The sequence below is a fragment of the Rhodoferax sp. GW822-FHT02D07 genome, from assembly GCF_058802405.1.
Window position 1 is genome coordinate 73,986 of record NZ_JBXAOD010000008.1, and the last position, 12,421, is coordinate 86,406.

Here is a 12,421-nt window from a genome sequence, read left to right on the forward strand (position 1 = left end):
TTACTTGCTCCTACCCAGGCCAGCGGTAGACGGTTGTTGATACCCCTTTGTCTACCAACTCTTCTGCTATTAGTTCCTTCACGATGTCCCAGTTCGCCCCGCCGTGCCCCGTTCCTACGCGAGGCATATGAACAGATGCACCGAGTTCCTCAGCCTTTTCGCGCACAACAGTCAGGCATTGGGCCAGCGCCGCATACCTTAGGCGTTGAGTTAGCGACGTTCCAATGCCGTGTTGCGCCACCATGTGCGCGACACATATGTCATCAGTCATCGAGCCAATAAACACCTCACCCAATTTCGGTTGACGATGATTAGCAATCGTTTCAGTCCTGAAGCGAGTCCATACCTCGGGGAAACGACGGCGCATCTGCGATGCAAAGCCATTCCCACCCCAGACTGAATTCGTGTCTGGAATGATGTGGGCAACCAGTCGCGGACCGGTTCCTCTAGGTTGCAGCGCGTCACCGTCAATTTCCATGATTTCAGGTGCGTTATAGACAGTATCTTCGGCTGCGATGAGCAAGCCGACAACCCTTGGGGCAAGTCCTCCTGGATAGGGTGCCAGGCCAACGCATTCCACACGCAACGGCTTGCCCTTAATCCACTCTTCCGTGCCGACTGCGGTAAAGCCAATCGCATTAGCTTCGACAACAGCACTGTTTTGGGGAACACGCTGGCCGACAGAGATAGGGCAGTCATAGCCCAGGGCTGGGATGACATAGTCGATCTTGTAACCCTCATTTTGGTGTTTAGAAGCACAAAATGCGGCGCAAGGGGTTCTGGCTAACTTAATGAGACGGATAAGACATGCTTCAACAGACACGTCATATTGCTTACGGATGTCCATTACTCGCTGAATGGAAAGGCTCTGATCAGCTAATTGGGTGAAGCTACCGGATGGCATCAACAACTCTGCTGCACCTATGTTGCAAAGTACTTCAAGTTGCCAGTTGTCGTGCGTTTCAGCTGCGTGACCACCGCGGTTTCGAACCTGGGCAGCGCAGTCATCAAATAGCGTGTGCGCAATCTCGTGCGCAATCGAAAATCGCAGTCTTCCGCGAGGCCGAGTTGGGTTGTACTCCAATGTAAGTAGACTGTTGTCAGTCGGTATTAGGCGCGCGTCAGGGATGTCACCGCGCGCCTCAAGGCGTAGACCGAGGCGCTGTGCAAGGGCAAGTGGATCAAAAGGTGGACCATTCCAGCCGTCGTCCATAGCACCCAGCGCGAGCGCACGTGCACGCGTTTCCATGGTCGCGACGGGGTCGGCACCGCTTGCAAAGCCAAGTACGGACTGATTTGTCCACTGATAATTCTTCGGCATGCAAAACGTCTGTTTCTGTCTGTTCAGCGTCCCGCTGTTTGGGGCGCGGGGGAGTAGATTGGGTGGATTTTCCTCTAGCATACCTGACGGTCGCGTACCTGTCTGCCAGTGCCTGCTTGCTCCGTAGCAGGTAGGTATGAATTTGCTGGCAACCAAAGGTGCATCAGATTTAATGGACCATGGCCCTCGGATATGAGGTGCCCCCCACGCGATGCGCTATGGTGAATAATCGAGCTAACACCATATAAAATGGCTATTGCAAACTCGTGATGCAAAAGGGGGCTTCAGGTGGAGCCTCCGCAGAGGGCGCGAGAGTTGGGGTCAATCCCCGCCAGCCGCACCATCTCTCTTGGTTCGCAAATCCAATCCGGTTCACCGCGAACAGCAACTCCCCGTAATGTTGGTCTGCCAAGTGTTGGCGGATTGCGACGCTGCTATTGCGCCGTGCCCACTAGAATCAGCACGCTTAAAAGGGAGTCCATATGAAAATCAAAACCGCACTGGCGGTGGCTACGCTCGCCCTGGGTGCAGCTGGCGCACACGCTGCAATCAGCAACTATTCGTTCTCGGCCACCATCTATTCGCCGGTTGCCTTTGGCAATACCAGCATGATCGATTTCTTTGGCGTTGGGTCCAAGGTTTCCGGAAGTTTTCAATATGACAGCGCGGGTACCTATGCCGGCAGATCCGGTCCGATGGGGTACGAGGGCGGATTTTCCGTCTACTACCCTGAGAACGCTGGAACCTACGCCTTCAAAAATCTGCAAGGTACGGTTGCTGGCTATCGCTTCAGCGATGCTGGCGGTTTTGCATCGATGAATGACAACCAGTATAGCGGCGGTGATGTCGTGTCGCTTGCGGCGGATCCCTTGCTCAAGCTGGGAATGAATGCCCTGGATGCGGACAATCCCCTGCGGAACATCCAAGGCTTTAATGCCAATGGCTACAAGCTGGTTAACGTCCGCTTGTTCTGGATAGACCCGACCGGCCAAATGCTGCCGAGTCGCAGCCTCCCGGGTCAATTGCCCGCCGGCCAAGGCCGTTTGGCTTTGGACTTTATCAATCTCAGTGATCCGGCCAACACCTCCAACTTGAACTTCTGGAATAACACGGTGTTCGTTGACGGTTTGACCGTGTCGGTGACTGCTGTGCCGGAACCTTCTTCCATGGCGATGTTGCTGGCCGGCGTGGGCCTTATTGGCGCTGTGGCGCGCCGTCGCCAGGCCGCCAAGCAGGTTTAAGCGGCTTCTTCCCGATGCTCCGCCCCCTGGCGGGGCATCGTGGCATCTCCTCTCACAGCGCCAATCCCACGTAGTTCTCCGCAAGCACGGTCGAGGCGGCCTGGGACTGGACCAGGTAAGCCAGTTCGGCTTCCTGCAGCTTCTGTCCGATCGCACCCTCTTCGGGGAAGCGGTGCATCAGGCTGGTGAACCACCAGGAGAAGCGCTCCCCCTTCCAGACCCGCTGCAGGCAGCGTTGGGAGTAGTGATCGATACCTGCGCGTGAGCGTTCCATGTAAAACTCGATGAAGGCGGTGGAGAGGTATTTCACGTCGGTGGCGGCCAAATTCAGGCCCTTGGCGCCGGTGGGCGGCACGATGTGGGCGGCGTCGCCGGCCAGGAACATGCGGCCAAAGCGCATGGGTTCGGTGACAAAGCTGCGCAGGGGGGCGACGCTCTTCTCCAGCGATGGGCCGGTCACCAGAGCTTCGCGTGCTTCCGGGTCCAGGCGCAGGCGCAATTCCTGCCAGAAGGCCTGGTCACTCCAGTTTTCTGCCTTGTCCGTCAGCGGCACCTGCAGGTAGTAGCGGCTGCGCGTGGCGCTGCGTTGCGAGCACAGGGCGAAGCCGCGGCTGCTGTTGGCGTAGACCAGTTCGTGGTGCACCGGTGGCGTGTCGGCCAGCAGGCCCAGCCAGCCAAAGGGGTAGACCTTCTCGTACTCGGTGATAGCGCCCTCGGGCACGCTGGCACGGCATACGCCGTGGAAACCGTCGCAGCCGGCGATGAAGTCGCAGTCCAGACGTTGCGCCTGGCCATCCTGTTCGAACAGCACATAGGGGTGCTCGGTGTCGAAGTCATGCACGCTGACCTTGTCCGCCTTGTAGAGGGTACGCAGGCCTGCGGCTTCGCGCGCGGCCATGAGGTCGCGGGTGACCTCCGTCTGGCCATAGACCATGACCTGCTTGCCGCCTGTGAGGGCGTGCAGGTTGATGCGGTGGCGCTGTTCCTGGAAGAGCATGTCAAAGCCGCTGTGCACCAGGCCTTCGGCGTGCATGCGCGCGCCCACGCCGGCCTCGTCCAGCAGATCGGCTGTGACCTGCTCCAGCACGCCGGCGCGAATGCGTGAGAGCACGTAGTCGCAGCTCTGGCGCTCGAGGATGACGGCGTCGACGCCGGCCTTGTGGAGCAACTGGCCGAGCAGCAGCCCCGAAGGGCCTGCGCCAATGATGGCGACTTGTGTACGCATGGTGTGTGCCTTGTGCAATGGATGGCTCAAGCTTAGGTTTGGGCGGCCAGCATTACCAATGTCCGACAAGGTATTTGCGCGATGATTGGAGCGGCTGCGCGATAATCGCGCAACTTCATGCAAATGCACTCTTCATGCGCAGCACCTCGAAACCGCCCGGCATCGCCGCTGCCGACCTGATTGCCGGCATGGCCAAAGGCATGGCTGTGCTGGAGAGTTTTGACACCGAACGCCAGCGCCTCAACGCCACACTGGCCGCGCAACGCGCCGGACTCACGCGGGCGGCGGCGCGTCGTCACCTGCTCACGCTGGCCTATCTGGGCTACCTGGAGACCGATGGCAGCTACTACTGGCTTTCAAGCAAGGTGCTGCGTTTTTCCGGGAGCTACCTTGCCTCGGCGCGCATGCCGCGTGTGCTGCAGCCGACGCTGAACCGGCTGGCGGCGCAGACGCAAGAGTCGTTTTCGGCGGTGGTGCTGGACGGGCACGAGGTGGTCATCGTGGCCCGCAGCGGCAACGACTGGCGCAGCTCGCCCTCGGGCAAGGCCCAGGTGCTGGCTTATGGTCTGCACCTCGGTGCGCGTCTGCCTGCGCACGCCACGTCCACCGGGCGCTTGCTGCTGGCGGCCCTGCCCAAGCCGGCGCTCACGACCTGGATCAAGGCGCAACCCCTGCGCCGCCTGACCGCCCACACGGTGACCGACACCAAGGCCCTGCGCCAGAGCATTGACGCTGCGCGCCGGCAGGACTTCTTTCTGGCCAGCGAAGAGCATGAGCTTGGCGTGCTGGCGCTGGCTGTGCCGCTACGCAACGCCGAGGGCCACACGGTGGCCGCACTCAATGTGGTGGCGGCGCCGCACCGCTGGACGGCGGAGTCCCTGCAGGCCGAGTTGCTGCCCGTGTTGCTGGATGCGGCACGCGAGCTGCGCCCCCTCTTGTGAACCCAAGCTGCCACAATCGGGGCATGACCGTACGACTCCAAAGCCTGGGTGAGGAAATCGCCAACAGTGTCAGCCACGGGCTGGGGCTGCTGGCTGCCATCGGTGCGACGCCTTTTGTGATTGCAGCCGCGCGCGATCTTGGCGCGGCCAGCCAGGTCGGGGCCATCGTGTTTGCCGTCACCATGGTGTTGCTGTACTTCACCTCCACGCTGTACCACGCGCTGCCCAATGGGCGCGCCAAGCAGGTTTTCCTCAAGCTGGATTACTGCGCCATCTTCCTGTTCATCGCCGGCAGCTACACCCCGTTTGCGCTGGGGGCGTTGTATGGCGCCTGGGGCTGGACCCTGTTTGGCCTGGTCTGGGCGCTAGCCGTGGTTGGCGTCGTTCTCAAGTCCACCGACAAGCTCTCGCATCCCTGGGTATCCACCGGGCTGTACCTGGGCATGGGCTGGCTGGTGCTGATTGCTGCCGTGCCGCTGGTGGACAACGTGCCAACGGCGGGGCTGCTCTGGCTGGTGGCCGGTGGTTTGGCCTACACCCTGGGGGTGGTCTTCTTTGTGCTCGATTCGCGCATTCGCTACGCGCACGCCATCTGGCACGGCTTTGTGGTGGCCGGTACCGGCTGCCACTGTGTGGCTGTGATGGGGTACGCCGGCTGAGTTCCGTGCTGGCCGGCCTGCGCCTGACCTGTTTTTCTTCTTCCGCTTACTGCCCCCCGGGTTTCCAACGCCATGCCATTTTCTGATCTCGGTATTTCTCCCGCACTTGCGCACGCCATGGTGTTGCAGGGCTTTGTGCAGCCCACGCCCGTACAGAGCGAAACCGTTCCCGTGGCGCTGGGGGGGCAGGACCTGCTGGCCTGCGCCCAGACCGGTTCGGGCAAAACCGCGGCCTACGCCCTGGTGCTGCTGAGCCAGCTGGCCCAACGCGCACCGCGCAAGCCGCGCCAGGCCGCCGCCTTGGTGGTGGTGCCCACGCGCGAGCTGGCCAGCCAGGTGGGCGAGACCCTGCGCACGCTGGCGCAGCACGCCGGGCAGGCGGCGCGCATCACCGTGCTGTTCGGCGGCGTCTCCATCAACCCGCAGCTCATGGGCCTGCGTGGCGGTACCGACATCGTGGTGGCCACGCCCGGCCGCCTGCTCGATGTGATCGACCACCGTGCCCTGACGCTGGCCAGTGTGCAGACCCTGGTGCTGGACGAGGCGGACCGGCTGCTGGACCTGGGCTTTGCGCAGGAGCTGGAGCGCATTCGCGGCTTGTTGCCGGAGCGCCACCAGAGTCTGCTGTATTCCGCCACCTTTGCCCCGGCCGTGCGGGCCATGGCGCAGGCCAGCCTGCAGTCGCCGGTGGAGGTGACGGTGCAGTCCGAGCCAGAGGCGCAGCCCGAGATCACCCAGCGTGCCATCCAGGTGGACGCGCCGCAGCGCAACACCCTGCTGCGCCACCTGATTGCCAGCGAGGGCTGGGAGCGCGTGCTGGTCTTTGTGGCGACCAAATACGCCGCGGAAATGGTGGCGGACAAGCTGCGCCGCGCGGGCCTGCAGGCCGAACCTTTTCACGCTCAGCTCAGCCAGGGCAAGCGCAGCCAGGTGTTGGCGGATTTCAAGACCAGCACCATCCAGGTGATGGTGGCGACCGATGTGGCCGCCCGGGGCCTGGACATCAGCGCGCTGCCGGTGGTGGTGAACTACGACCTGCCGCGCTCGGCCAGCGACTACACCCACCGCATCGGCCGCACCGCGCGCGCCGGCGCCAGCGGCCTGGCGGTGAGCTTTGTCAGCGCGGACACGGAGTCCCACTTCCGGCTCATTGAGAAGCGCCAGCACATTGCCGTGGTGCGCGAACAAGTGGCTGGCTTCATGCCCACGGCTACGGTGCCTGCTGCAACGGCGGGTGGCGGCATCAAGGGCCACCGCCCCAGCAAGAAAGACAAGCTGCGGGCCGCGGGGCTGCTGCCACCGCTGGTGTAATTTTGCTATCGAATTGATAGCTGCTTGCGCAATTTTCACGAAGGCTGGAGCCCTGTTTTTCATGTAATCGAGGAAGGCGATGGCGCACTACACCGTTTTGTTTGTCTGCATGGGCAATATCTGCCGCAGCCCCACGGCCCACGGCGTGATGCGCCACAAGGTGCAGGCGCGTGGCTGGGCAGACCGCCTGCGTGTGGATTCGGCCGGCACCCACAACTACCACCCCGGCGAGCCGCCGGACGCGCGCTCCCAGGTGCACGCCGCCCAGCGCGGCTATGCGCTGGCCGATCTGCGCGCGCGGGCCCTGCGGTCGGCCGACTTTGACAGCGCCGACCTGATTCTGGTGATGGATTGGGACAACCTGGCCCTGGTGCAGCAGCGTTGCCCGCCGCAGCACCAGGCCAAGGTACGCCGCCTGACCGAGTTTTGCCAGTCGCATGACAGCACCGTGGTGCCCGACCCTTACTACGGCGGGGCGGACGGTTTTGAGGGCGTGCTGGACCTGGTGGAAGACGCCTGCGAAGGGTTGCTGGCGCACTTGGAGCGGGAAGGGGTGTTGCGCCATGTCTGAGGGTTACCAGATCGAGATTCCGCAGAGCTTTCTGGCCTTGTACACCGATGTCCGGCGCCAGCGCCTGAACGCGCCCTGGCAGGAGGTGGCGCAGCGTTACGAGCTATGCGAAGACCTGGCCAACCTGCTGACCAGCACCGCCAAGGACATGGAGTTCAGCCTGGGGATCACGCCGTCGGACGTGCTTTCGCGCTGCCACCAAGGCTTGTTGGGCGACGCGGCGGTGGTCAGCCCGGACGAGGCGCAGTGGGTTGTGTGCCGTCTGGCAGAGTTGCTGGGATGGGACTTGCCGCTGTAACCTGTATGTAATCTCATTACTTTTTGGGTCACCTCGACGGCACTTTTCCAAATTTCCTCTTCATTGGACAAAACCGATTTTGAAAAACGCATTTTGAAACGATTTTCAAGGGTTTTCCCTTAATCATTGGTTTTGTAATCTGGTTACATTCTCCTGCGTAACGGGGCACGGCCGTCCCAACGTCAGGAGCATGCATATGAGTCAGTCCGATGTCCGCCTGCGCGGAATCGTCAAAAACTACGGCAAGGCGGATGTCATTCACGGCGTCGATCTGGACATCGAGCCCGGCGAATTTGCCGTGTTTGTGGGCCCCTCGGGCTGCGGTAAGACCACCCTGTTGCGCATGATTGCCGGCCTGGAAGACATCACCGGCGGCGAGCTCAACATCGGCGGTGTGCGGGTGAATGAACTGGGCCCGTCCGAACGCGGTGTGGCCATGGTGTTCCAGAGTTACGCGCTCTACCCGCACAAGACCGTGTTCGACAACATGGCCTTCGCGCTCAAGATTGCCAAGACGCCCAAGGCCGAGATCGAGCGCCGTGTGCGCGAGGCCTCCGACATCCTGCAGCTCACCGAATACCTGGACCGCCTGCCCAAGGCGCTCTCGGGTGGCCAGCGCCAGCGCGTGGCCATTGGCCGTGCCATCGTGCGCGACCCCAAGGTGTTCCTGTTTGACGAACCACTCTCCAACCTGGACGCCGCGCTGCGCACCAAGATGCGCGTGGAGCTGGCCACGCTGCACCGCCGCCTGGGCGCGACCATGATCTACGTGACGCATGACCAGGTCGAAGCCATGACGCTGGCCGACAAGATCGTGGTGCTCAACAAGGGGCGGGTGGAGCAGGTCGGCCGCCCGCTGGACCTCTACAACAAGCCTGCCAGCCTGTTTGTGGCCGGGTTCATTGGCTCGCCGCAGATGAACTTCCTGGGCGGGGAGCTCGCTGCGCGCCATGGCGTGGCCACCATCGGTCTGCGCCCTGAGCACCTCAAGGTGCAGGCCGACGGCCCCGTGCAGGGCACGCTCAAGCACTGCGAGCAGCTGGGCAACGAGACCTTTGCCTATGTACAGGCCGGCGCGCTGGGCGAGGTGACGGCCCGCATGGATGGCACGCTGGCGCTGGAGCCCGGCAGCCAGATCGGGCTGGGCTTTGCCGAGCAGCATTTGTACAAGTTCAACGCCGAAGGCAAGCGCGTCGACTGACGCGGGCCGATTCAGTTTTAAGTGCAACGGATGGGCCGTTGCACACCAAGAGGAGAGAGACGATGTTCAAGCAAACGATGATTGCCGGCGCTTCGGCGGTGGCATTGGGCACCCTGGTCAGCCCGGCCATGGCGGTGGATTACAAGGGGCCGGACCTGAAGGGTGAAGTGGTCACCATCACCTGCCCCTGGACCGGTGCCGAAGAAGGCATGTTCAAGAAGGTGATTGCCAACTTTGAGAAAGCCACAGGCGCCACCGTGAAGCACTCCTGCTCGCAAAGCTCCGAGCAGCAGATCGTGATTGACATTAAGGCGGGTTCGCCCTCTAACATCTCCGTCTTTCCCCAGCCTGGTCTGGCCGCCAACATGGCCGCCATTGACGGCCTGAAGCCCCTGGGTGCCAAGGCCCAGGAATGGGTGAAGAAGAACTACGCCGCCGGCAGCTCCTGGGCCGATCTGGGCACCTACGCCAACAAGGCGGGCAAGAAAGACTTCTACGGTTTCTTCTACAACGTGAACGTGAAGAGCCTGGTCTGGTACGTGCCCGAGAACTTCAAGGAAAAGGGCTACAAAGTACCCAAGACCATGGAAGAGCTGCAAGCCCTGACCAAGAAGATCGCTGCCGACGGTGGCAAGCCCTGGTGTATCGGCCTGGGTTCGGATGCTGCCACAGGCTGGCCCGCCACCGACTGGGTGGAAGACTTCATGCTGCGCACCCAATCCCCCGAGGTGTATGACGGCTGGGTGAGCAACAAGGTCAAGTTCAACGACAAACGCGTGGTCGAAGCCATTGAGGCCTACGGCTGGTTTGCCAAGAACGACGCCTATGTGGACGGCGGCGCCAAGGCCGTGGCCACCGTGAGCTTCAAGGACAGCCCCAAGGGCCTGTTCGGTTCTCCGCCCAAGTGCTATATGCACCGCCAAGCGTCCTTCATCCCCGCCTTCTTCCCCGATGGCAAGCAGGACGAGGCTGACTTCTTCTACTTCCCGTCCTTTGCCAGCAAGAAGCTGGGCAACCCGGTTCTGGGCGGCGGCACCATCCTCACCATCACCAAGGACAGCAAGGGCGCTCGCGCCTTCATGGAGTACCTGCAACATCCCCAGTCGCATGAGATCTGGATGGCCGAGGGTGGCTTCCTGACCCCGCACAAGGGTGTGGACCTGGCCAAGTACAAGACCGCCTCGCTGCGCAAGCAAGGCGAGATCCTGCAGAACGCGACCACTTTCCGCTTTGACGGTTCCGACCTGATGCCCGGCGCCGTGGGTGCCGGCAGCTTCTGGAAGGGCATGGTCAATTACTCCGGTGGTCAGACGGCCCAACAGGTGGCGGACGAAATCCAGAAGAGCTGGGACGCCATCAAGTAAGCCTCTCCTCTGACAGCGCCGTGGGGCGCGTCTTCCGGCCGGCGGCCTGTGGCTGCCGGCCCTTTTGAATCTCTCTTGAATTCTTCATCACGCGACGCACAAGAGTGGGCACCATGACCGATCCAATCCTCCAGACCCTGCTTGCGGTGGTGGTCAGCATTGCGTTTTGCCTGCTGTACTTCGCCGGCTCCAACTTCCTGCTCGACCAGATCGTTCATCTGCCCGTAGGCAGCAAGAGCGGGCGAGAACAACTGCGCAGCCAGGTGCGCCCCTGGCTGTTTCTGGCCCCGGCCTTGCTGTTGCTGGGCATCTATCTGCTCTATCCCCTGTTCGAGACCTTCCGCCTGAGCTTCTTTGATGCCACGGGCGAGCAGTTTGTGGGGCTGGCCAACTACCAGTGGGTGCTGGTGGACCAGAACTTCCTCATCACCATCCGCAACAACTTCATGTGGCTGCTGGTGGTGCCTGCCGCTGCCACGGCGCTGGGCTTGGTGGTGGCTGTGCTGGCAGACCGCGTCTGGTGGGGCGGCTTTGCCAAGTCCATGGTCTTCATGCCCATGGCCATCAGCTTTGTGGGCGCCAGCGTGATCTGGAAGTTCGTTTATGACTTCCGCGGCCCCGATGTGGAGCAGATCGGCATCCTCAACGCACTGGTCATGGGCATGGGCTTCCAGCCGCAGGCCTGGGTGACCTTGCCCTTCTGGAACAACTTCTTCCTCATGGCCATCCTGATCTGGATTCAGACCGGCTTTGCCATGGTCATTCTGTCCGCCGCATTGCGTGGTGTGCCGCACGAGACGATTGAGGCAGCGCGCATTGACGGCGCCAGCGAGCTGCAGATCTTTTTCGAGATCATGGTGCCGCAGGTCATGTCCACCGTGCTCGTGGTCTGGACCACCATCACCATCACCGTGCTCAAGGTGTTCGACATCGTCATGGCCATGACCGGCGGCCAGTGGGACACCAGCGTGCTGGCCAACCTCATGTACGACTGGATGTTCCGCGGTGGCGGCGACTACGGGCGCAGCTCCACGCTGGCCATGGTGCTCATGTTCGCGGTCATCCCCGTCATGGCCTTCAACATCCGCCGGTTCCGCACCGAGGAGGCACAACGATGAAAAAGTATTTCAGCCTGCAGTCACTGGCGGCCCAGGCCCTGCTACTGGCCATCGTGGTGGTCTGGGTGTTCCCTACCTTCGGCCTGTTCGTCTCCAGTTTCCGCGACAAGCAGCAGCTCGCCTCCAGCGGCTGGTGGACATCCTTGTCCACCCAGACGCGTTCGGATATGCGCCGCACGGGCGGTAGCCAAAGCATGGTGCAGGAGGGTGACAAGTATGTGATCCAGGGCAAGCTCTTTGGCGAGCAGTCGGGTGTGCGCATCAAGCAGTTTTCGCTCAAATCTTCCAACCCCAAAGAGTTTGCGGTGGGCAGCGTCGCCGAAGTGGCGGACGGCCAGATCTTTGATGACGAGGATGGCAAGCCCGATGGCACGCTGACCGTGGCGGTCGATGGCAGCTACCGGTTGGAGCTCACTGCGCCCTACGACAAGGACCGCGGCATCCGCATCTTCTATGTGGCCGAGTCGCCCCCGGTCTTCCTCACACAGAATTACGAGAAGGTGGTTGCTTCCGAAGGCGTGGGCCAGGCCTTTCTCAACACCTTCAAGGTCACCATCCCGGCCACCTTCATTCCGATCCTGATCGCGGCCTTTGCGGCTTACGCCTTCAGCTGGATGGAGTTTCCGGGGCGGCGCTGGTTGTTCGTGGTGGTGGTGGGCCTGCTGGTTGTGCCGCTGCAGATGTCGCTGATTCCGCTCTTGCGCCTCTACAACCAGGTGGGCGAAGCCTTTGGCACGGAGTCCAAGTCCTACCTCGGGGTGTGGCTCGCGCACTCGGCTTTTGGCCTCCCGCTGGCTATCTATTTGCTGCGCAACTACATTGCTTCGCTGCCGCGCGACATCATCGAGAGCGCGCGCATGGACGGTGCTTCGCACTTCCAGATCTTCACGGGCATCGTGTTGCCGTTGTCCATCCCTGCGCTGGCCAGCTTTGCCATCTTCCAGTTCCTCTGGGTGTGGAACGACTTTCTCATCGCGCTGGTCTTCCTGGGCAAGGCGCCCGACCAGATCGTGCTGACCATCAAGCTCAACGACCTGCTGGGTTCGCGCGGCGAGAGCTGGGAAATCCTCACCGCCAGCGCTTTTGTCTCCATTGCCGTGCCGGTGGCCGTATTCTTTTCACTCCAGCGTTTCTTTGTGCGGGGCCTGCTCTCGGGCTCGGTCAAGTAAAC

General features: G+C 61.9%; 12 protein-coding genes. 10 read left to right on the forward strand and 2 right to left on the reverse strand.

Annotation, left to right across the window (positions count from 1 at the left end):
- Positions 1 to 10: 10 nt before the first annotated feature.
- The gene (locus AC1RNN_RS17000; protein WP_493090457.1) at positions 11 to 1,321 is read right to left on the reverse strand and encodes an ImmA/IrrE family metallo-endopeptidase; all 1,311 of its coding nucleotides are present in this window, start codon (positions 1,319 to 1,321) and stop codon (positions 11 to 13) included.
- Between the two features lie 482 nt (positions 1,322 to 1,803).
- Here AC1RNN_RS17000 and AC1RNN_RS17005 point away from each other — a divergent pair, with 482 nt between their 5' ends.
- The gene (locus tag AC1RNN_RS17005; RefSeq protein ID WP_493090458.1) at positions 1,804 to 2,562 is read left to right on the forward strand and encodes a PEP-CTERM sorting domain-containing protein; all 759 of its coding nucleotides are present in this window, start codon (positions 1,804 to 1,806) and stop codon (positions 2,560 to 2,562) included.
- Positions 2,563 to 2,614: 52 nt separating this feature from the next.
- On the opposite strand, the gene pobA is transcribed toward AC1RNN_RS17005, so the two are convergent.
- Positions 2,615 to 3,787, reverse strand: coding sequence for a 4-hydroxybenzoate 3-monooxygenase (gene pobA / locus AC1RNN_RS17010; RefSeq protein WP_493090460.1), 1,173 nt, complete (start codon positions 3,785 to 3,787; stop codon positions 2,615 to 2,617).
- Positions 3,788 to 3,921: 134 nt separating this feature from the next.
- Here pobA and AC1RNN_RS17015 point away from each other — a divergent pair, with 134 nt between their 5' ends.
- The 9 genes from AC1RNN_RS17015 (at position 3,922) to AC1RNN_RS17055 (ending at position 12,419) form a co-directional block, all read left to right on the forward strand.
- Positions 3,922 to 4,728 (forward strand): IclR family transcriptional regulator domain-containing protein, encoded by an 807-nt coding sequence (locus AC1RNN_RS17015; RefSeq protein ID WP_493090461.1) that lies wholly within the window; start codon positions 3,922 to 3,924, stop codon positions 4,726 to 4,728.
- A 23-nt stretch (positions 4,729 to 4,751) separates the two neighbouring features.
- Positions 4,752 to 5,387, forward strand: coding sequence for a PAQR family membrane homeostasis protein TrhA (gene trhA, locus AC1RNN_RS17020; protein WP_493090463.1), 636 nt, complete (start codon positions 4,752 to 4,754; stop codon positions 5,385 to 5,387).
- Positions 5,388 to 5,459: 72 nt separating this feature from the next.
- Entirely contained in the window at positions 5,460 to 6,698 is a 1,239-nt protein-coding gene (locus AC1RNN_RS17025) for a DEAD/DEAH box helicase (protein ID WP_493090465.1), read from the forward strand.
- Positions 6,699 to 6,777: 79 nt separating this feature from the next.
- On the forward strand, positions 6,778 to 7,269 hold the full coding sequence (locus AC1RNN_RS17030; protein WP_493090466.1) for a low molecular weight protein-tyrosine-phosphatase: 492 nt from the start codon (positions 6,778 to 6,780) through the stop codon (positions 7,267 to 7,269).
- On the forward strand, positions 7,262 to 7,567 hold the full coding sequence (locus tag AC1RNN_RS17035; protein ID WP_493090467.1) for an ATPase with chaperone activity: 306 nt from the start codon (positions 7,262 to 7,264) through the stop codon (positions 7,565 to 7,567). Before AC1RNN_RS17030 ends, AC1RNN_RS17035 begins: the two co-directional genes overlap by 8 nt.
- Positions 7,568 to 7,763: 196 nt before the next feature.
- Complete coding sequence (locus AC1RNN_RS17040; protein WP_493090468.1) at positions 7,764 to 8,768, forward strand: ABC transporter ATP-binding protein; 1,005 nt, start codon at positions 7,764 to 7,766, stop codon at positions 8,766 to 8,768.
- Between the two features lie 62 nt (positions 8,769 to 8,830).
- Positions 8,831 to 10,132: an ABC transporter substrate-binding protein gene (locus AC1RNN_RS17045; RefSeq protein ID WP_493090470.1), complete on the forward strand. Its 1,302-nt coding sequence runs from the start codon at positions 8,831 to 8,833 to the stop codon at positions 10,130 to 10,132.
- A gap of 113 nt (positions 10,133 to 10,245) precedes the next feature.
- Entirely contained in the window at positions 10,246 to 11,250 is a 1,005-nt protein-coding gene (locus AC1RNN_RS17050) for a carbohydrate ABC transporter permease (protein WP_493090471.1), read from the forward strand.
- Positions 11,247 to 12,419 (forward strand): carbohydrate ABC transporter permease, encoded by a 1,173-nt coding sequence (locus AC1RNN_RS17055; RefSeq protein WP_493090472.1) that lies wholly within the window; start codon positions 11,247 to 11,249, stop codon positions 12,417 to 12,419. The genes AC1RNN_RS17050 and AC1RNN_RS17055 overlap by 4 nt, the downstream gene beginning before the upstream one ends.
- The last annotated feature ends 2 nt before the right edge of the window (positions 12,420 to 12,421 follow it).